The sequence below is a fragment of the Aeromicrobium chenweiae genome (assembly GCF_003065605.1).
In the GTDB taxonomy this organism is placed as follows: domain Bacteria; phylum Actinomycetota; class Actinomycetes; order Propionibacteriales; family Nocardioidaceae; genus Aeromicrobium; species Aeromicrobium chenweiae.
Genome location: NZ_CP026952.1, coordinates 1,501,619 through 1,522,289 on the forward strand (window position 1 = coordinate 1,501,619; position 20,671 = coordinate 1,522,289).

At 71.2% G+C, this 20,671-nt stretch carries 18 protein-coding genes and 1 tRNA gene; 18 read left to right on the forward strand and 1 reads right to left on the reverse strand.

Annotated elements, in window-relative coordinates:
* Positions 1-90: 90 nt before the first annotated feature.
* The 18 genes from hisF to pyk all read left to right on the forward strand — a co-directional run bounded on the left by hisF (position 91) and on the right by pyk (position 20,552).
* Complete coding sequence (gene hisF / locus C3E78_RS07290) at positions 91-852, forward strand: imidazole glycerol phosphate synthase subunit HisF (protein ID WP_108577664.1); 762 nt, start codon at positions 91-93, stop codon at positions 850-852.
* Entirely contained in the window at positions 842-2,692 is a 1,851-nt protein-coding gene (locus tag C3E78_RS07295; protein ID WP_235833711.1) for an ABC transporter ATP-binding protein, read from the forward strand. The genes hisF and C3E78_RS07295 overlap by 11 nt, the downstream gene beginning before the upstream one ends.
* Positions 2,689-4,527 (forward strand): ABC transporter ATP-binding protein, encoded by a 1,839-nt coding sequence (locus C3E78_RS07300; RefSeq protein WP_108577665.1) that lies wholly within the window; start codon positions 2,689-2,691, stop codon positions 4,525-4,527. The genes C3E78_RS07295 and C3E78_RS07300 overlap by 4 nt, the downstream gene beginning before the upstream one ends.
* The gene (gene hisI / locus C3E78_RS07305) at positions 4,524-4,889 is read left to right on the forward strand and encodes a phosphoribosyl-AMP cyclohydrolase (RefSeq protein WP_108577666.1); all 366 of its coding nucleotides are present in this window, start codon (positions 4,524-4,526) and stop codon (positions 4,887-4,889) included. Before C3E78_RS07300 ends, hisI begins: the two co-directional genes overlap by 4 nt.
* 26 nt (positions 4,890-4,915) lie before the next feature.
* Positions 4,916-5,467, forward strand: a complete 552-nt coding sequence (locus tag C3E78_RS07310) for a Trp biosynthesis-associated membrane protein (RefSeq protein WP_159085835.1) — start codon at positions 4,916-4,918, stop codon at positions 5,465-5,467.
* 41 nt (positions 5,468-5,508) lie between these two features.
* On the forward strand, positions 5,509-5,712 hold the full coding sequence (locus C3E78_RS07315; protein WP_108577668.1) for an HGxxPAAW family protein: 204 nt from the start codon (positions 5,509-5,511) through the stop codon (positions 5,710-5,712).
* A gap of 39 nt (positions 5,713-5,751) precedes the next feature.
* Positions 5,752-6,447, forward strand: coding sequence for an RDD family protein (locus C3E78_RS07320; protein ID WP_108577669.1), 696 nt, complete (start codon positions 5,752-5,754; stop codon positions 6,445-6,447).
* 4 nt (positions 6,448-6,451) lie between these two features.
* Positions 6,452-6,877 (forward strand): DUF2752 domain-containing protein, encoded by a 426-nt coding sequence (locus C3E78_RS07325; protein ID WP_199906958.1) that lies wholly within the window; start codon positions 6,452-6,454, stop codon positions 6,875-6,877.
* A gap of 97 nt (positions 6,878-6,974) precedes the next feature.
* Positions 6,975-7,781, forward strand: a complete 807-nt coding sequence (trpC, locus tag C3E78_RS07330) for an indole-3-glycerol phosphate synthase TrpC (protein ID WP_108577670.1) — start codon at positions 6,975-6,977, stop codon at positions 7,779-7,781.
* Positions 7,782-7,850: 69 nt separating this feature from the next.
* A complete protein-coding gene (trpB, locus tag C3E78_RS07335) occupies positions 7,851-9,077 on the forward strand; it encodes a tryptophan synthase subunit beta (protein WP_108577671.1) in 1,227 nt (408 codons plus the stop codon).
* Positions 9,074-9,871, forward strand: a complete 798-nt coding sequence (gene trpA, locus C3E78_RS07340; protein ID WP_108577672.1) for a tryptophan synthase subunit alpha — start codon at positions 9,074-9,076, stop codon at positions 9,869-9,871. Before trpB ends, trpA begins: the two co-directional genes overlap by 4 nt.
* Positions 9,872-9,873: 2 nt before the next feature.
* A complete protein-coding gene (gene lgt / locus C3E78_RS07345; RefSeq protein ID WP_199906959.1) occupies positions 9,874-10,752 on the forward strand; it encodes a prolipoprotein diacylglyceryl transferase in 879 nt (292 codons plus the stop codon).
* Positions 10,753-10,792: 40 nt separating this feature from the next.
* Entirely contained in the window at positions 10,793-11,599 is an 807-nt protein-coding gene (locus tag C3E78_RS07350) for a UbiA family prenyltransferase (RefSeq protein WP_199906960.1), read from the forward strand.
* A gap of 25 nt (positions 11,600-11,624) precedes the next feature.
* Entirely contained in the window at positions 11,625-12,356 is a 732-nt protein-coding gene (locus C3E78_RS07355) for a VIT1/CCC1 transporter family protein (protein ID WP_108577673.1), read from the forward strand.
* A gap of 49 nt (positions 12,357-12,405) precedes the next feature.
* On the forward strand, positions 12,406-12,831 hold the full coding sequence (locus C3E78_RS07360; protein ID WP_108577674.1) for a universal stress protein: 426 nt from the start codon (positions 12,406-12,408) through the stop codon (positions 12,829-12,831).
* Positions 12,832-12,974: 143 nt separating this feature from the next.
* Entirely contained in the window at positions 12,975-17,549 is a 4,575-nt protein-coding gene (gene gltB, locus C3E78_RS07365; protein ID WP_108577675.1) for a glutamate synthase large subunit, read from the forward strand.
* Entirely contained in the window at positions 17,542-19,008 is a 1,467-nt protein-coding gene (locus tag C3E78_RS07370; protein ID WP_108577676.1) for a glutamate synthase subunit beta, read from the forward strand. Before gltB ends, C3E78_RS07370 begins: the two co-directional genes overlap by 8 nt.
* A gap of 89 nt (positions 19,009-19,097) precedes the next feature.
* Positions 19,098-20,552 carry a pyruvate kinase gene (gene pyk / locus C3E78_RS07375; RefSeq protein ID WP_108577677.1) on the forward strand — a complete coding sequence of 485 codons (1,455 nt, stop codon included), beginning with the start codon at positions 19,098-19,100 and terminating at the stop codon, positions 20,550-20,552.
* A gap of 29 nt (positions 20,553-20,581) precedes the next feature.
* Here the strand turns inward: pyk and C3E78_RS07380 are convergent.
* Positions 20,582-20,664: transfer RNA gene (locus C3E78_RS07380), tRNA-Leu, on the reverse strand.
* Positions 20,665-20,671: the final 7 nt, after the last annotated feature.

The following is a 20,671-nucleotide window of genomic DNA, read 5'->3' on the forward strand; positions in this document are numbered from 1 at the left end:
CCATTCGGTGGCGTGTGCACCGCGCGTCGGGCAGACGGTGGCGTGTGCACCGCGCCCCGGGGTTCTCGGGGGCCCGGATAGGCTCCTCTGGTGAGTCTTGCCGTACGCGTGATCCCGTGCCTGGACGTCGACAACGGTCGGGTCGTCAAGGGTGTCAACTTCGTCGACCTGCGCGACGCGGGCGATCCCGTCGAGATGGCCAAGGTGTACGACGCCGAGGGTGCCGACGAGCTGACGTTCCTGGACATCACCGCCTCGTCGGGCAACCGCAGCACGACGTTCGACGTCGTCGGCCGGACCGCCGACCAGGTGTTCATCCCGCTCACGGTCGGCGGCGGCGTCCGCACGGCCGACGACGTCGACCGGCTCCTGCGGGCCGGCGCCGACAAGGTGGGCATCAACACCGCGGCGATCGACCGTCCCGAGGTCATCGCCGAGATCGCCCACCGCTTCGGCAACCAGGTCCTCGTGCTGAGCGTGGACGCCCGGCGTTCCGCGGAGCAGCCCAGCGGCTTCGAGGTGACGACCCACGGCGGGCGCAGGTCGGCCGGGATCGACGCGGTGGAGTGGGCCCGCCGGGCCACCGAGCTCGGCGCCGGCGAGGTGCTCCTCAACTCGATGGACGCCGACGGCACCAAGGACGGCTTCGACCTGGAAATGATTCGGGCGGTCCGTGACGTTACACAGGTGCCGCTCATCGCGAGCGGTGGCGCCGGACGGCTGGATCACTTCCCCGCAGCGATCGAGGCCGGCGCCGACGCCGTGCTCGCCGCGAGTGTGTTCCACTTCGGCGACCTGACCATCGGACAGGTGAAAGAGACCTTGCGAGCTGCTGGACATCGTGTCCGTTAACACGACCGACCCCCTCGAGACCGACACCGGCTCGGAGCCGGGGGACCGCGACCTCGGCGACGCCCGGACCGACAAGATCACGCGTCGTGGTTTCGCGCTGCTCGGACGCGGCATCAAGGAGCAGCGGTTCCTGTTCTGGGTCTCGGTCCTGGGCAGCATCCTGTTCGGCTTCATGACCGTCGCGGACGCCCGCGTGCTCGGCTGGGCGACGGACCACGTCATCCGGCCGTCGTTCGCTCGCGGCGACGTGACCGAGGGCGCACTCGTCACGGCCATCGCGCTGTTCATGGCGGTCGCGATCCTGAGGGCGCTCGGCATCGTGGCGCGCCGCCTCATCGGCGGCATCGTCTACTACCGGCTCGTCGCGGAGTACCGCCGCCGGGTCACCCGCCAGTACCTCTCCCTGCCGATGTCGTGGCACCACCGGCACCCGACCGGACAGCTGCTGTCCAACGCCAACGCCGACGTCGAGGGGGCATGGGCGGTCTTCATGCCCCTGCCGATGGCGATCGGCGTCATCGCGATGCTGGTGGCGGCCGTCGCCGAGATGGTCCGGGCCGACCTGGTCCTGACGCTGGTGGGCCTCGTCGTGTTCCCGGCCCTGTTCATCATCAACGTCTTCTACCAGCGCTGGCTCTCGCCGAAGGTGGCCCACGCGCAGTCGTTGCGCGGCTCGGTCAGCGCCGTCGCGCACGAGTCCTTCGACGGGGCGCTGGTCGTGAAGTCGCTCGGTCGCGAGACCGACGAGACCGACCGCTTCCGTGACGTCTCGCACGAGCTGCGTGACGCCAACATCGCCGTGGGCCGCATCCGCAGCCTGTTCGACCCGCTGCTGGAGGCCCTGCCCAACATCGGCATCCTGCTCGTCGTCGTGCTCGGCGTCGGGCGCGTCGCGAGCGGTGCCGCCGACCCCGGCGACGTCGTGGCCGTGGCCTACCTGTTCACGGTCGTGGCCTTCCCGGTCCGCGCGATCGGCTGGGTGCTGGGCGAGCTGCCTCGCAGCGTCGTCAGCTGGGAGCGCGTCGAGTCGGTGCTGCAGGAGCGCGGCTCGATGCCGTACGGCACCCGGACCCTGCCCGGCACCGGACCGGTCCGGCTCGGCGTGGAGGACCTCACGTTCCGCTTCGACGACGCGGACCGCGACGTGCTGCGCCACATCTCGCTCGACGTCGAGCCCGGCCGCGTCGTCGCGGTCGTCGGCGCGACCGGCAGCGGCAAGAGCACGCTCACGTCGCTGCTCACCCGCCTCGTGGACCCGCAGTCCGGGCGCATCACCGTCGACGGCGTGGACGTCCGCGACCTGACGCACGACGAGCTGGCCCGGGTGATCGCCGTCGTCCCGCAGGGGACGTTCCTGTTCGACGACAGCGTCCGCGAGAACATCACCCTCGGGGCCGACTACTCCGACGACGAGGTCTGGTCGGCGCTCCGCACCGTCCAGGCCGCGGACTTCGTGGCGGCGCTGCCCCGAGGGCTCGACTCCGAGCTCGGCGAGCGGGGCACGACCCTGTCGGGCGGGCAGCGTCAGCGGCTGTCGCTCGCCCGCGCGCTCGTGCGGCACCCGCGCCTGCTCGTCATGGACGACGCGACCAGCGCGGTCGACCCCGAGGTCGAGCAGCGCATCCTCAAGGCGCTCGCCGCCCAGACCTCCGACGGGGAGGGCCCGACGGTCCTCGTCGTGGCGTACCGCAAGGCCACGATCGCCCTGGCCGACGAGGTGGTCTTCCTCGACGAGGGCGCGATCGCCGCCCGCGGCAGCCACGAGGAGCTGGTCGCGGCGTCGCCCGACTACAGCAACCTCGTCAATGCCTACGACCAGGCGAGGGAGGCCCTGTCATGAGCACCACCGACGATCTCCCGGAGATCGAGCCGAGCCGCCTCGGCGGGACCGCGATCATCCGTCGCGGCCTGGCGCTGTCGCCGGCCATCAAGGACGGCCTGTGGCTCACGATCGCGCTGGCCATCCTCAGCACCGTGGGCGGCTCGGTCATCCCGATCCTCATCCAGCGGACGGTCGACTCCGGCCTCGGCGACGGGGGCACCACCAGCGTCGGCGACATCGCCGGGTTCCTGTGCATCGCCGCGGTCCTGATCCTGTTCACCGGCGGCGTGGCCTACTGGATGCGCATCCGGCTGTTCGTCGCGAGCGAGACCGGGCTGGCGCAGATGCGCGTCGACGCGTTCCGCCACGTGCACGACCTGTCGATGCTGACCCAGAACTCCGAGCGGCGCGGTGTGCTCGTCTCGCGCGTGACGTCCGACATCGACCAGGTCTCGCAGTTCCTGCAGTTCACCGGCATCCAGATCGTGGTGAGCCTCGGCCAGATCCTCGTGGCGACGGCGATCATGGCGTACTACTCGTGGCAGCTGACGATCGTCGTGCTGGTCTGCTTCCTGCCGCTCGCGATCAGCCTGAAGTGGTTCGCGCAACGCCTCAGCGACGCGTACGACATCGTGCGTCGCACGGTGGGCGAGATGATCGCGGTGATCGGCGAGCCCGTCGTCGGCGCCTCGGTGGTGCGGGCGTACGCGATCGAGAAGCGCACGCAGGACCGGGTCGACACCGGCATCAAGGGCAACCTCGACGCCAACGTCAAGGCCCAGAAGCTGGTCGCCGTCACGTTCGCCGCGTCCGGCGTGGCCGGTGGCCTCGCCAACGGTGCGGTCATCGCGATCGGCGTCGTCCTGGGCGTGGCCGGCGACCTGTCGATGGGCACCGTCATTGCGTTCGCGTTCCTGGTGGGGCTGTTCGTCGGCCCGGTCCAGACCGCGACCCAGGTGCTGACCGACGCGCAGAACGCGATCGCGTCCTGGCGCCGGGTGATCGACCTGCTCGACACCCCGGCCGACGTCGTCGACCCGGGGGCCGCGGGCCGGCCGCTGCCCGGCGGTGCGCTGAGCGCCCGCTTCGACCACGTCACGTTCGCGTACCCCGGCGGCCCGGCGGTGCTCAAGGACGTCGACGTCGAGATCGCCCCGCGGCAGCGGGTCGCGGTGGTGGGGGAGACCGGGTCGGGCAAGACCACGTTCGCCAAGCTGCTCACCCGCCTCATGGACCCGACCGAGGGCGTCGTGGGCCTCGGCACGAGCGCTGGGACGTGGCAGGACATCAGTGACGTCTCGTTCGCCGACCTGCGCAGCCACGTGCTGATGGTCCCGCAGGAGGGCTTCCTGTTCGACGCCACGCTGCGCGACAACCTGCTGTACGGCCGCAAGGACGCGACCGACCGCGAGCTGGTGGGGGTCATCGACGAGCTCGAGCTGACCGACTGGTTCGCGAGCCTGCCGCACGGTCTCGACACGCAGGTGGGTCAACGCGGCGAGTCGCTGTCGGCGGGGGAGCGGCAGATCGTGGCCCTCGTCCGTTCCGCGCTGGCCGATCCGCAGCTCATCGTGCTCGACGAGGCCACCAGCGCCGTGGACCCGCAGACCGAGCTCCGCGCCACCCGGGCGCTCGACAAGCTGCTCGACGGACGCTCCAGCGTCACGATCGCCCACCGCCTCTCCACGGCCGAGAACGCCGACCGGATCCTCGTGTTCGACGCGGGCCGGCTGGTCGAGGACGGCAGCCACGCGCAGCTCGTCGACGGCGACGGGGTGTACGCCCGGCTGCACGCGAGCTGGGTCGCGCAGGCGTCGATCTCCGGGCCGCAGGCCGTCGCGGAGCCCTCATGACCCCACCTGAGACACTGGGTCCCGTGACCAGCCTCGACGCCGCCATCGCCGGACGCCTCAAGCGTGACGCCGACGGGCTGGTGCCCGCGGTCGTCCAGGACGCGACCAGCCACGACGTGCTGATGGTCGGCTGGATGGACGACGAGGCGCTGCACCGCACGCTCACCACCCGCCGGGGCACGTTCTGGAGCCGCAGCCGCCAGTCCTACTGGGTCAAGGGCGAGACGTCCGGGCACATCCAGGAGGTCCGCGAGGTCCGTCTCGACTGCGACGGCGACACCCTGCTGGTCGTCGTGGACCAGACCGGCCCCGCCTGCCACACCGGCGACCGCACCTGCTTCGACGCGGACCGCCTGCTGTGACCCCACGGCGGCTCTACGGGCCCGTCGTGCTTGCCACCCTGGCCGCGGGTGGCCTGGCGTTCTTCGCCGCGTCGCGGGCGTGGGCGGACGCGAAGCTGGCCTCGGACGGCTTGCCGTCCGCGACCGTCGCGGTCAGCGGCACCGATGCCGAGCCGCTCGTGTCGGCCCTCGCGCTGGTGGTCGTCACCGGGTCGCTCGCCGTCCTCGCCGCGGGGCCGCGCCTGCGACGCGTCGTCGGCGTCCTGCTGATGGTCGTCTCGGTCCTGGCCGTCGTGGTGGCGCCGCCGTCGGGAAGCGCCTCGCTGGACCGCGCCCTGCGGGCCGCCGCCGAGGAGTCCCCGGCCTTCACCGGCCCCGAGTCAGTCGGCGACATCTCGGCCACTCCCTGGTACGCCGTCACCGTGCTGGCGTTCGTCCTGGCCTTCCTGCTCGGTGCCGCGACGGTCCGGTGGGCCGGCGCCTGGCCCACGATGGGCACGCGGTACGAGGCGCCTGCGGCCCGGCCGGCCCGGACGAAGGACGTCTCCGACAGCGACATGTGGAAGGCGATGGACGAGGGCGAGGATCCCACCCAGTAGTCTGGCCCCCAGTTCCATCACGCACCGAGGAGAGTTGTCCCATGCACGGATCATCGCCAGCCGCCTGGACCGGAGTCCTCCTGTGCCTCCTCGGCATCACCGTCGGCGGCATCGGACTGATCCCGGAACCCAACTGGATCGTGTTCTACATCGGCGTCGGCATCACCCTGGCGTCCGGTCTCATCGGCTGGGGCATGGCCGCCGCCGGCTTCGGCGTGGACCGCGCCGAGCACTCGCACCACTGACCCACACCCGAGCAGCGCCGACGAATTTGGGGATTCGCCATGACCGACCACCCGCAGTACCCGCAGTACCCGGGCGAGGACGGCCCGCAGGGCCCGCCGCAGCAGCCGCCGAGCGCACCGGGCTACGGCCAGGCGCCGCCGCCCCCGCCGGGCTACGGCCAGCCGCCCGCGTACGGTCAGCCGCCCGCGTACGGCCAGGCACCGGGCTACGGCCAGGCGCCCGGCTACCCGCAGCCGCCGCAGGGCTACGGCCAGCCCACCGGCCCGAGTGCGTACGCCGGATGGGGGTCGCGTGTCGGGGCCTACCTGCTTGACGGCCTCATCGGCGCCGCGATCGCGATCATCCCGGTCATCGTCGGCTTCGTGATCATCGCGACCACGGGCACCGAGACGACCGACATCTCGGGCAACACCACGTACGAGGACGCCAACCCGCTCGGCTACGTCCTGCTGATCCTCGGCTACGTCGCTGCCTTCGCGTACTCGCTGTGGAACTTCGTGTTCCGCCAGGGCCGCACCGGCCAGACGGTGGGCAAGAAGATCGTCGGCATCCGGGTCGTCAAGATGCAGGACGGCCAGCCCATGGGCGCCGGTCTGGCCTTCGGCCGCTACCTGCTGCTGGCGATCCTGACGCCCATCACGTGCTACATCAACGTGCTGTGGCCGCTGTGGGACGACAAGAAGCAGGCTCTGCACGACAAGGTCGTCTCGACGGTCGTCCTCAGCGCGAGCTGATCCCGTGGCCGCCCCTGGCGTCGCCGCCCGCACGCCGGTCCACCCGTTGGTGGCTCCGGCGGCGGTCGGCCTCGCGGGGGCGGCCGTCGCCGTCCTGCTGCACGTGAGGGACCCGCACGACTCCGGGACGTACGGCTTCTGCCCGTTCCTGGCGCTGACCGGGCAGCCCTGTCCTGGGTGCGGGGGTCTCCGTGCGGCCAACGACCTGACGCGCGGCGACCTGGTCGGTGCACTGGGCAGCAACGCGCTGGCCGTCGTGCTGGCCGGCGTCCTGGCAGTGGCGTGGGTCCTGTGGGTCGTGCGCCGGTGGCGGGGTCAGCGGGACCGCATGATCGTGCTGCACGGTCGGGCGGTCGTCGTGGTCCTGACGGTCATGGCGGTGTTCACCGTCGTCCGGATGACTCCGTGGGGCAGCTGGCTCGCCCCCTGAGGATCAGTGATCTCCGCTGGTACCAGAGCCCGGGGTCCGGGCGAACCCGGGCCGGGATACTCTTGAACGAAGGACCATCGGCCGCGGAGGAGGATCCATGTCAGTGCTCGACGAGATCCTGGTCGGCGTGGCCGAGGACCTGGAGACGCGGATGGCCGCGACCAGCCTCGACGACCTCAAGCAGCAGGCCTCACGTCAGCCCCCTGCGCTCGACCCGATGCCGGCGTTCCGGTCCGACGGCGTCTCGGTGATCGCCGAGGTCAAGCGCTCGAGCCCCAGCGAGGGCAAGCTCGCCACGATCAAGGACCCGGCTGCGCTGGCCGCCGACTACGCCGCAGGCGGCGCCGCTGCGATCAGCGTGCTGACCGAGGAGCGCCGGTTCGGCGGCACCCTGGCCGACCTGCGTGCCGTGCGCGGCACCGTCGACGTGCCGCTGCTGCGCAAGGACTTCATCACCACCTCCTACCAGCTGTGGGAGGCCCGTGCCGCCGGTGCCGACATGGCGCTGCTGATCGTCGCCGCGCTGGAGCAGATCGCGTTGGAGAGCCTCATCGAGCGGGCCAGGTCGATCGGCCTGACCCCCTTGGTCGAGGTCAACGACGAGGCCGAGGTGCACCGCGCGGTCGACGCCGGGGCCAACCTCATCGGTGTCAACGCCCGCAACCTCAAGACCCTCGAGGTCGACCGCGGCACGTTCGACCGTCTCGCCCCCCTCATCCCCGACACCGCGGTCAAGGTCGCGGCCTCGGGCGTGCGCGGACCCCGCGACGTCATCGACTACGCCAAGTCCGGCGCCAACGTCGTCCTGGTCGGCGAGACCCTTGTCCGTGGCGACGACCCCCGCGCGACCGTCGCGGACCTCGTCGCAGCCGGTGCCCACCCGGCCCTGCAGCACCGCTGGTAGTGGCGTCACCGTGCTGCGGTGACGCGCCTCCGCCCGCCCACCGCCGTCCCTGACCCCCTCCGAGGACCCATGACGTACGCACAACCCGACACCACCGGCCACTTCGGACGCTTCGGCGGCCGCTTCATGCCCGAGGCGCTCATCGCCCCCCTCGACGAGCTCGACCGGGCGTGGACCGACGCCAAGGCCGATCCGGTGTTCATGGCCGAGCTCGACCGGATGCTGCGCGAGTACGCGAACGTCCCGAGCCCGCTGTACGAGGCGCACCGCTTCTCCGAGGCCGCCGGCGCCCGCATCCTGCTCAAGCGCGAGGACCTCAACCACACCGGTGCCCACAAGATCCGCAACGTGATCGGCCAGGCGCTGCTCGCCAAGCGGATCGGCAAGCCGCGCGCGATCGCCGAGACCGGTGCGGGCCAGCACGGTGTCGCCTCCGCGACGGCGTGCGCGTACCTGGACCTGGAGTGCACGGTCTACATGGGCGAGGTCGACACCGAGCGCCAGGCGCTCAACGTCGCCCGCATGAAGATGCTGGGCGCCGAGGTCGTCCCGGTCACGAGCGGCAGCCGAACCCTCAAGGACGCGATCAACGAGGCGCTGCGCGACTGGGTCGCGAGCGTCGACACGACGTCGTACCTGTTCGGCACCGCTGCGGGGCCGCACCCGTTCCCCAGCATGGTCCGCGACCTCACCCGGGGCATCGGCGACGAGGCCCGCCGTCAGGTGCTGGCCCTCGACGGCCGGCTGCCCGACGCCGCCGTCGCCTGCGTCGGCGGCGGTTCCAACGCGATCGGCCTGTTCACGGCCTTCATCGACGACGCGGACGTGCGCCTGGTGGGGATCGAGGCCGGCGGTGACGGCGTCGAGACCGGTCGCCACGCCGCGACGATCACCGGCGGCGACGTCGGCGTGCTGCACGGCGCGCGGTCGTTCCTGCTGCAGGACGAGGACGGCCAGACGGTCGAGTCGCACTCGATCTCGGCCGGCCTGGACTACCCGGGCGTCGGCCCGGAGCACTCGTTCCTCGCCGACACCGGGCGGGCGTCGTACGTCCCCGCGACCGATGCCGCCGCGATGTCGGCGTTCGACCTGCTGTGCAAGACCGAGGGGATCATCCCCGCGATCGAGTCGGCGCACGCGCTCGCCGGTGCCCTCGACCTGGCCAAGGAGCTGGGCCCCGACGCCACGATCCTGGTCAACCTGTCGGGTCGCGGCGACAAGGACGTGCACACCGCCGCGGAGTACTTCGGGCTGATCGACGAGCCGGTCGTCCTGGAGCAGGGGGTCGAGGAATGAGCGCGATCGACGAGCTCTTCGAGCGCACGCGGTCGCAGAACCGTGCGGCGCTCGTCGGCTACCTGCCGGCCGGGTTCCCGTCCAAGGAGATGTCGGTCAAGGCCATCGAGGCCATGGTCGAGGGGGGAGTGGACCTCGTCGAGGTCGGCCTGCCCTACAGCGACCCCGTGATGGACGGCCCCGTGATCCAGGCCGCCGCCGACCAGGCGCTGCTCGGCGGCACCCGCCCGGCCGACGTCATGGATGTGGTCCGCGCGAGCGCCGCGACCGGTGCGCCCACCGTCGTCATGACCTACTGGAACCCGGTCGAGCGCTACGGCGTCGACCGGTTCGCCGCCGACCTCGCCGCGGCCGGCGGGTCCGGGCTCATCACGCCGGACCTGATCCCCGACGAGGCCGCCGAGTGGATCGCGGCGTCGCACGCGCACGACCTCGACCGGATCTTCCTCGTCGCGCCGTCGTCGACCGACGAGCGCCTGCAGATGACGGTCGAGGCCGCCAGCGGCTTCGTGTACGCGACGGCCGTCATGGGGGTCACCGGCGCCCGCGACCAGACCAGCTCGCTGGGCGAGGAGCTCGTCGCCCGGGTCAACAAGGTCACCGACAAGCCGGTCGGCGTGGGACTGGGCGTGTCCAACGGGGCGCAGGCCCACGAGATCGCCGCATATGCGGACGCTGTCATCGTGGGCTCGGCCCTCGTACGCTGTCTGCTGGACGCCCCGACCGAGTCCGCCGGGCTCGACGCGGTCCGCACCTTGGCGCAGGACCTCCGCGCCGGCGTCGAGAGGAGCTGACGATGCTCGCGTACATCCCGAGCCCCTCCGAGGGCGTCTGGCACCTCGGACCGCTGCCGCTCCGGGCGTACGCGTTGGGCATCATCATCGGTGCGCTGGTCGCGATCTGGATCGGCGACCGCCGGTTCCAGGCCCGCGGCGGCCGGGCCGGCGTGATCGGCGACGTCGCGATCTGGGCGATCCCGTTCGGCATCATCGGCGCGCGCATCTACCACGTGGTCACCGACCCGGAGCTGTACTTCGGCGACGGCCGCAACGCCCTCGACGCGTTCCTGATCTGGAAGGGCGGGCTCGGCATCTGGGGCGCGGTCGCGGGCGGCGCACTCGGTGCGTACATCGCGTGCCGCCGCTACGGCGTGTCGTTCTCGGCGGTCGCGGACGCGCTCGCGCCCGGGCTGCTCGTGGCGCAGGCGATCGGCCGCATCGGCAACTACTTCAACCAGGAGCTGTTCGGCAAGCCCACGGACGTGCCCTGGGCGCTCGAGATCTCGCCGGAGAACCGGCCGTCGGGCTATCTCGACTTCGCGACGTTCCATCCCACGTTCCTCTACGAGCTGCTGTGGAACCTGGCCGCGGCCGCCCTCATCATCGCGATCGACCGAAGGGTCAAGCTGACGCACGGCCGCGCGTTCGCGCTGTACGCGATGCTCTACACCGCAGGCCGGTTCTGGATCGAGCAGCTGCGCATCGACGAGGCCAACCACGTCGCCCTGTTCGGAGCGGACATCCGCCTGAACGTCTTCACGTCCGTGGTGGTGTTCCTGCTCGCTCTCGCGTGGTTCATCGCCGCCCGGAAACACAGGTCCGCCACCGGCCCGGTCGTCGAGGAGAGCGCGGACGAGGACGCCGCCCCGCGGGACGTCCGCACCGATCAGGAGTGATGTCCCGCCAGCGCCCGGCCTGAGCGCCTACGGTGAGGGGGTGAGCTCGGGCGGATCGGCGGCGGCGCTGGTCCGCGCCAGCCATCCCGAGCCGGCACTGGCGGTCACCGCCGTGACCATGGTGCTCGCGGCCACGTGGGACGCGTCCGCGGCGGCTGTGCTGCTCATCGGCGTCGCCGCGCTGACCGGACAGCTCACCGTGGGCTGGACCAACGACCTCGTCGACCGTGACCGCGACGTGCGGGCGGGGCGCCGGGACAAGCCGCTGGCGACCGGCGCGCTCGACGTGACGGTCGTACGGACGTCCGTGGCCGTGGCGCTGGTCGGCACGGTCGCCGCGTCGCTGTCCCTGGGCGCCCGCCCCGGCACGCTGCACCTCGCGCTGGTGGCGGCCGGCTGGGCGTACGACCTCGGCCTCAAACGCACCGTGCTGTCGTGGCTGCCGTACGCGGTGTGCTTCGGCGGTCTCCCCGTCGTGGTGTCGCTTGCGGTCCGCGATGAGCCGGCCGCCCTGTGGACCGTCGCCGCCGGCGCCCTGCTCGGCACCGGCGCGCACCTCGTGAACGCCGTGCCGGACCTGGAGGACGACCGGCTCACGGGTGTCAGAGGGCTGCCGCACCGGCTCGGCGCGCGGCGCTCCCTCGACGCCGCCACGGTGCTGCTGCTCATGGGCACCGTGGTGACGGTGGCCGTCCCGGGTGAGGGCCTCGACGCCGTGGGGGTCACGGCCCTGGTCGCCTGCGGCGTGCTGCTGCTGGTCGGGCGGCTGACGCCGGGACGCGGCTCGTTCCGCGCCGTCCTCGGGATCGCGCTGGTGGACGTCGTCGCGCTGCTGCTGCGGAGCTGACCGCAGACGTGGGTAGTTTCTGGGTATGACCGATGCGTACGAGCCCCTGCCGGACCCCGCGGACATCGGGCACGAGCACCCCGACGTCAACGGTGGCTGGCTCCGCCCCGCGGTGTTCGGCGCGATGGACGGGCTGGTCTCCAACTTCGCGCTCATGATGGGCGTGGTCGGCGGCACCGCCGAGTCCGGCACGCGCCCGGTCGTCCTGGCCGGCCTGGCCGGGATGGCCGCCGGCGCGTTCTCGATGGCAGCGGGGGAGTACACGTCGGTCGCCAGCCAGCGCGAGTTCGCCCTCGCCCAGGTCGAGGTCGAGCGCAACGAGATCCTGCGCAACGAGCCCGCCGAGGAGGCCGAGCTCGCGGCGATGTTCGTCGCGAAGGGCGTCAACGAGGACGTCGCCCGCGAGATGGCGCGCGAGATCCACGTGGACCCCGAGCGCGCGCTCCGGGTCCACGCCCGGGAGGAGCTCGGCGTCGACACCGACGACCTGGCCTCGCCGATGCTCGCGGCCGTCTCGTCGTTCGTGTCGTTCGCGATCGGTGCGCTCATCCCGCTGCTGTCGTACCTGGTGGGCCTCGAGACGGCGTGGCCCGCGATCGGCCTGTCCCTGCTCGGCCTGTTCGGGTGCGGGGCCCTCGTCACCCGGGTCACCGCGCGCACGTGGTGGTACGGCGGCATCCGCCAGCTCCTGCTCGGCGGTGCGGCCGCGGGCCTGACCTATCTCGTCGGCGAGGCGGTCGGGGCGTCGCTCGGCTGAGGCGTCTGCCTGTCTCGCTAGGCTGGGGGTCCACCCTCAGGAGGCCCCCATGCCCAAGATCATCCTCGTCGGAGTCGACGGGAGCGACAGCGCCCGCCAGGCCGCCCAGACCGCCGCCGAGCTGGCGGCCGCGACCGGGGCCCGGCTCCACGTCGTGACGGCCGTCGACGAGAAGACCCGCGTCGACGACGACGTCGTGCTCGGCGACGTCCGCCTGCTGACGCCCGGTGAGCGCGCCGAGGCGATCGCGACCGAGGTCGCGAACTCGCTGGCCGGCATCACCGCCGAGGTGCACGTGGGGCTGGCGCACGGCAAGCCCGGCGACGCCCTCGTGCAGGTCGCCAAGGACATCCAGGCCGACCTCATCGTGGTCGGCAACCGGCGGGTGCAGGGCATCGGACGCATCCTGGGCAGCGTCGCCACGGACGTCGCGCACCACGCGCCCTGCGACGTCTACATCGTCAAGACGGTCTGATCCGACGGCTCGTCCCGCACGCCGGGGCGAGCCGTGTCGCACCCGGCGTCGGGGGTGTGTAATCTTGTGATGCTGTCCGAGGCCAACGTCGTCCCCGGTACGAAGTATTCGTGACCACTGATGACGTGAGAAAGGGCCCCAGCATGCGCGCCCAGCCCCAGTCCTTGCCGAAGAAGCCCTTCGCGCCGCTGTCCACGCTCCCCGCCGCCCAGGGTCTGTACGACCCGGCGAACGAGCACGACGCCTGCGGAGTGGCCTTCGTCGCCACCCTGACCGGCGTCCCCAGCAACGACATCGTCGCCAAGGGACTCACCGCGCTGCGCAACCTCGACCACCGAGGCGCGGTCGGCGGAGAGCCCGACACGGGTGACGGTGCGGGCATCCTCATCCAGGTCCCCGACACGTTCCTGCGCGCGGTCGGCGGCGTCGAGCTGCCCGAGCTCGGCTCGTACGCGTGCGGCATGGCGTTCCTGCCGGTCGACCCGGACGCCGCGGCCGAGGCCCGCGCCGCGGTCGAGGCGATGGCCGTCGAGGAGAACCTCACGGTCCTCGGCTGGCGCGACGTCCCCGTCAACCCCGACATCCTCGGCTCGATGTCGCGCGGCGCGATGCCGTCGTTCGCGCTGATGTTCCTGACGTCCGCGGGCGAGCAGCTCACCGGCATCGCCCTGGACCGGGCCGCGTACGGACTGCGCAAGCGCGTCGAGCACGAGCTCGGCGTCTACTTCCCGTCCCTGTCGAGCCGGACGCTGGTCTACAAGGGCATGCTCACGACCGACCAGCTCGAGGGCTTCTTCCCCGACCTGCTCGACGAGCGCATGGAGTCCGCGCTGGCGATCGTGCACAGCCGCTTCTCGACCAACACGTTCCCGAGCTGGCCGCTCGCACACCCGTTCCGCTTCGTCGCCCACAACGGTGAGATCAACACCGCCCGCGGCAACCGCAACTGGATGCGGGCGCGCGAGGCGCTGCTGGAGAGCGACCTGATCCCCGGCGACATGCAGCGGCTCTTCCCGATCTGCGACCCGGAGGGCAGCGACACCGCGTCCCTGGACGAGGTGCTCGAGCTCCTGCACCTCGGCGGCCGCTCCCTGCCGCACGCGGTCATGATGATGATCCCCGAGGCGTGGGAGAACGACACCGACATGGACCCCGCCCGGCGGGCGTTCTACGAGTTCCACTCCTCGGTCATGGAGGCCTGGGACGGTCCCGCCGCGGTGTGCTTCACCGACGGCAACCAGATCGGCGCGGTCCTGGACCGCAACGGCCTTCGTCCGGGCCGCTACTGGGTCACCGACGACGGCCTCGTCGTGCTCGCCTCCGAGGCCGGCGTCCTCGACATCGACCAGAAGACGATCGTCCGCAAGGGCCGTCTCGAGCCGGGCAAGATGTTCCTGCTCGACCTCGACGAGCACCGCATCATCGAGGACGAGGAGATCAAGAGCACGCTGGCCTCCGAGCACCCGTACGACGAGTGGCTGTACTCCGGCCTCGTGCGGTTCGAGGACCTGCCGGACCTCGAGCACATCGTCCACACCCACGCGTCGGTCACGCGCCGCCAGCAGGTCTTCGGCTACACCGAGGAGGAGCTGCGCATCCTCATCGCGCCGATGGCGCGCACCGGCGCCGAGGCCATCGGGTCGATGGGCACCGACACGCCCATCGCCGCGATCTCGGACCGTCCGCGCCAGCTGTTCGACTACTTCTCGCAGCTGTTCGCGCAGGTCACCAACCCGCCGCTGGACGCGATCCGCGAGGAGGTCGTCACGTCTCTCGCGGGCACGATCGGCCCCGAGCGCAACCTGCTCGCGCCCAGCCCGGCGTCCTGCCGCATGCTGCAGCTGCCGTTCCCGGTGCTCGACAACGACGAGCTCGCCAAGATCCGGCACATGAACAAGGACGGCGACATGCCGGGCTTCTCGGTCCACGTCGTCCGGGGTCTGTACGACGTGCACGGTGGGGGAGAGGCGCTGCGCGCCAAGCTCGACGAGATCTGCGCCGAGGTCTCCCGCGCGATCGCGGGCGGCGCCCGCATCATCGTGCTGTCCGACCGGCACTCCAACGCCGACCTCGCGCCGATCCCGTCGCTGCTGCTCACCGGCGCCGTGCACCACCACATGGTGCGCGAGAAGCTCCGCACCCAGGCCGGGCTCATCATCGAGGCCGGTGACGTCCGCGAGGTCCACCACGTCGCGCTGCTCATCGGCTACGGCGCGACCGCGGTCAACCCGTACCTCGTGCTCGAGTCCGCCGAGGACCTGGCCCGCGAGAAGGTCTTCGTCGAGGGTGTCGCGCCGGGCCAGGCCCTGCGCAACGTCGTCTACGGCCTGGGCAAGGGCGTCCTGAAGGTGATGAGCAAGATCGGCGTCTCGACGGTCGCGTCCTACACCGGCGCGCAGATCTTCGAGGCCGTCGGTCTGTCGCACGACGTCGTCGAGGCGTACTTCACCGGCACCTCCTCCAAGCTCGGCGGCGTCGGTCTCGACGTCATCGCCCAGGAGGTCCGCGCACGGCACCTCACGGCGTACCCGACCAGCGGCATCGCCGGCCCGCGCCGTCACCTCGAGGTCGGCGGCGAGTACCAGTGGCGCCGTCAGGGCCCCGAGCACCTGTTCGACCCCGAGACGGTCTTCCGCCTGCAGCACTCGACGCGCAGCGGCTCGTACGAGATCTTCAAGCAGTACACCTCGCGGGTCGACGACCAGTCCGAGCGGCTGATGACCCTGCGCGGCCTGTTCGGCTTCAAGGAGGGACTGCGCCCCGCCGTCCCGATCGAGGAGGTCGAGCCGGTCTCGGAGATCGTCAAGCGGTTCTCCACCGGTGCGATGTCGTACGGCTCGATCAGCCAGGAGGCGCACGAGACCCTCGCGATCGCGATGAACCGCCTCGGCGGCAAGTCCAACACCGGCGAGGGCGGCGAGGACCCGGACCGTCTGTACGACCCCGAGCGCCGCTCGGCGATCAAGCAGGTCGCGTCCGGACGCTTCGGCGTGACGTCGGAGTACCTGACCAACGCCGACGACATCCAGATCAAGATGGCGCAGGGAGCCAAGCCCGGTGAGGGCGGCCAGCTGCCCGGCCCGAAGGTCTACCCGTGGGTCGCCAAGACCCGTCACTCGACGCCCGGTGTCGGCCTGATCTCGCCGCCGCCGCACCACGACATCTACTCGATCGAGGACCTCAAGCAGCTCATCCACGACCTGAAGAACGCCAACCCGTCGGCCCGCGTGCACGTCAAGCTCGTGTCCGAGGTCGGCGTCGGCACGGTCGCGGCGGGCGTCTCGAAGGCCAAGGCCGACGTGGTCCTGATCTCCGGCCACGACGGCGGCACCGGCGCGTCCCCGCTGACGTCGCTGAAGCACGCGGGCGGACCCTGGGAGCTCGGCCTCGCCGAGACCCAGCAGACGCTGCTGCTCAACGGGCTGCGCGACCGCATCGTCGTCCAGGCCGACGGCCAGCTCAAGACCGGTCGCGACGTCGTCATCGCGGCGCTGCTCGGTGCCGAGGAGTTCGGCTTCGCGACCGCACCGCTGGTCGTCAGCGGCTGCATCATGATGCGGGTCTGCCACCTCGACACCTGCCCCGTGGGCGTCGCGACGCAGAACAAGGCGCTGCGGGAGAAGTACTCCGGCAAGGCCGAGTACCTCGTCAACTTCTTCACCTACATCGCGCAGGAGGTCCGCGAGCACCTCGCGGCCCTCGGCTTCCGCTCGATCGAGGAGGCCGTCGGCCACGCCGAGGTCATCGACGCCAACCGCGCGGTCGAGCACTGGAAGGCGGATGGCCTCGACCTGACGCCGATCTTCCACGTGCCCGAGCTGCCGGAGGGTGCGTCGCTGCACCACACGACCAGTCAGGACCACGCCCTCGACCGCGCGCTCGACAACGAGCTCATCGCGCTCAGCGCCGATGCGCTCGAGCGGGGCGAGCCGGTCCGCGCGCAGCTCGACATCCGCAACGTCAACCGCACGGTCGGCACGATGCTCGGGCACGAGGTGACCAAGCGCTACCGCGGCGAGGGCCTGCCCGAGAACACGATCGACCTGACGTTCCTCGGCTCGGCCGGGCAGTCGTTCGGCGCGTTCGTGCCGAAGGGCATCACGCTGAGGCTCGAGGGCGACGGCAACGACTACGTCGGCAAGGGCCTGTCGGGCGGACGCATCGTGGTGCGACCGCCGCGGGAGGCACAGTTCACCGCCGAGGCGCAGATCGTGGCCGGCAACGTCATCGGCTTCGGCGCGACGAGCGGGGAGATCTTCCTTCGCGGCAAGGTCGGCGAGCGCTTCTGCGTCCGCAACTCCGGCGCCAGCGCGGTCGTCGAGGGCGTGGGCGACCACGCGCTGGAGTACATGACCGGCGGCCGGGTCGTGATCCTCGGCCCGACGGGACGCAACGTCGCCGCGGGCATGAGCGGCGGTTCGGCGTACGTCCTGGACCTCGACGAGGACCTGGTCAACACCGACATGGTCGAGACCCGGCCGGTCCCCGAGGCCGCCGCGATCGAGCTCGAACGCCTGGTCCGCAAGCACCAGGAGGAGACCGGGTCGGCGGTCGCCGAGCAGCTGCTGTCCGACTGGGAGCACTCGCTCACCCGATTCACCGAGATCATGCCGGTCAACTACCGGCTGGTCCTGGAGGCGCGCGCCGCCGCCGAGGCCGAAGGCCTGTCCGAGGAAGACACCACAGCACGCATGATGGAGGTGGCCGCACGTGGCTGATCCCAGAGGTTTCATCAACACCCCCCGCCAGGTCGCGGAGCGTCGTCCCGTCGAGGAGCGCGTCAAGGACTGGAACGAGGTCTACCCCGGTGGTCCCGGGCGGGCCCTGCTGCCCATCATCACCGAGCAGGCCGGACGCTGCATGGACTGCGGCATCCCGTTCTGCCACTCCGGCTGCCCGCTGGGCAACCTGATCCCGGAGTGGAACGACCTGGTGTGGCGTGACGACTGGGACGAGGCTCTCGACCGTCTGCACGCGACGAACAACTTCCCGGAGTTCACCGGGCGCCTGTGCCCCGCCCCGTGCGAGACCGCCTGCGTCGTCGGCATCAACCGTGACGCGGTGACGATCAAGAACGTCGAGGTCTCGATCATCGACAAGGCGTGGGACGACCGTCGGGTCCGTCCCGAGGCGCCCGAGTGGCTGACCGGCAAGACCGTCGCCGTGGTGGGCTCCGGCCCCGCCGGCCTCGCGGCCGCCCAGCAGCTCACCCGGGCCGGCCACACCGTCGCGGTCTACGAGCGCGACGACAAGCCCGGTGGGCTGCTGCGCTACGGCATCCCCGAGTTCAAGATGGAGAAGGTCCACGTCGACCGCCGGATCTCCCAGATGGAGCGTGAGGGCACGGTCTTCCGCACAGGCGTGCAGGTCGGCGACACGCTGACCGGCCACCAGCTGCGGGACCGCTACGACGCGGTCGTGCTGGCCATCGGCTCGACGCTGCGGCGGGACCTGCCCGCTCCGGGACGTTCGCTTGCCGGCATCCACCAGGCCATGGAGTTCCTGCCCCAGGCCAACCGCGTCGCGCTCGGCGAGCACGTCGAGGACCAGATCCTCGCGACCGACAAGGACGTCGTCATCATCGGCGGCGGCGACACCGGCGCGGACTGCCTCGGCACGTCGGTGCGCCAGGGCGCGCGCTCGGTCACCCAGCTGGAGATCATGCCGAACCCGGGCACCGAGCGTCCGGGCCACCAGCCCTGGCCGACGTACCCGATGACCTACCGCGTGTCCTCGGCCCACGAAGAGGCCGGCGACCGCGTCTACTCGGTGTCGACCAAGGAGTTCGTGGGCGACGACGAGGGTCGGGTCAGCGCTCTGCGCCTGGTCGAGGTCGAGCTCGTCGACGGCAAGCTCACCGAGATCGAGGGCACCGAGCGGGACCTGCCGGCGCAGCTCGTGCTGTTCGCGATGGGCTTCACCGGTCCGCAGACCGAGGGCCTGGTCGACCAGCTCGGCTGCGAGCTGGACGAGCGCGGCAACGTCAAGCGCGACAAGAGCTACATGTCGAGCGTCGACGGTGTCTTCGTCGCGGGCGACGCAGGACGTGGCCAGTCGCTCATCGTGTGGGCCATCGCGGAGGGCCGCTCGGCCGCCTCGGGCGTCGACGCGTACCTCTCGGGCTCGACGAACCTGCCGGCGCCGATCCCGCCGAACGCTCGTCCACTGACCGTCTGAGGGGGGCGGTTGCCGGCTTTTCTGAGTTTGTTGTGTGAAACGACAAACCTGACTCGCCGGTAACCGCCTGCCTTGTCTACTGTAGAGAAGTGAGAAGAGCCAAGATCGTCTGCACCCTGGGTCCTGCTGTCGGCAACGCCTTCAAGATCCTCAAGCTGGCCGAGGCCGGGATGGACGTCGCGCGGCTGAACATGAGCCACGGCGACCAGTCCGACCACGCGCAGAACTTCGCCTGGGTGCGGGAGGCTGCCGAGACCACGGGCAAGGCGATCGCGATCCTGGCCGACCTGCAGGGTCCCAAGATCCGTCTGGGCCGGTTCGCCGACGGACCGGTGCAGCTTGAGGTGGGCTCGACCTTCACCATCACGACCGACGACATCCTGGGCGACGTGTCGCGCTGCTCCACGACGTACAAGGGCCTGCCGGGCGACGTGAAGCCGGGCGACGAGATCCTCATCGACGACGGCCGCATGCGCCTGCGCGCCACCGAGGTCACCGCGACCGACGTGACCTGCCAGGTCGAGACCGCCGGACCGGTCAGCAACAACAAGGGCATCAACCTGCCCGGCGTCATGGTCAGCGTCCCGGCGATGAGCGAGAAGGACATCGCCGACCTGCGGTTCGCGCTGCGGCTCGGTGTCGACTTCATCGCGCTGTCGTTCGTGCGCTCGGCCGACGACTACGAGGACGTCCGCAAGATCATGGTCGAGGAGGGCATCCACCGCCCGGTGATCGCCAAGATCGAGAAGCCCCAGGCGGTCGAGAACCTCGACGGCATCATGGACGCGTTCGACGGCGTGATGGTCGCCCGCGGCGATCTCGGCGTCGAGCTGCCGCTCGAGGACGTCCCGGTCGTGCAGAAGCTCATCGTGGAGAAGGCCCGCCGCAACGCCAAGCCGGTCATCGTCGCGACCCAGATGCTCGAGTCGATGATCTCCGCGCCGCGCCCGACGCGCGCCGAGGCGTCCGACGTCGCCAACGCCGTCCTCGACGGTGCCGACGCGGTCATGCTGTCCGGCGAGACGAGCGTGGGGGAGTACCCCATCCACACCGTGCACACGATGGCCCGCATCATCGAGTCGACCGAGGACCACGGCCTGCCGCGCATGGCCGCCTTCACCTGGCGCGCCCGGACCAAGAGCGGGATCATCTGCCGGGCCGCGTCCGACGTCGCCGAGGCCGTCGACGCCCGGTACGTCGTGGCGTTCACGACCACCGGCGACTCCGCCCGCCGCATGACCCGCTACCGCTCGCGCGTCCCGGTCATCGCGTTCACGCCCGACCCGCTCGTGCGCCGTCAGCTCGCGATGAGCTGGGGCATCGAGACGTTCACGGTCCCCGAGGTCAAGCACACCGACGACATGGTCCTGCAGGTCGACAAGGCGCTGCTGGAGATCGAGCGCTGCAGCGAGGGCCAGCAGGTCGTCATCGTGGCCGGTGCGCCTCCGGGAATCCCCGGCTCGACCAACGCCCTGCGCATCCACAACATGGGCGACGCGATCAACGGGGTCACCCCGGCGTACGCCGAGCGCACAGGCTCGTGAGCCGTGCGGGGACCTGCACCAGGTCCCCGTGCCGAGTGCGGGACTCGAACCCGCACGCCCTTTCGGACAACGGTTTTTGAGACCGTCGCGTCTACCATTCCGCCAACTCGGCATGCCTC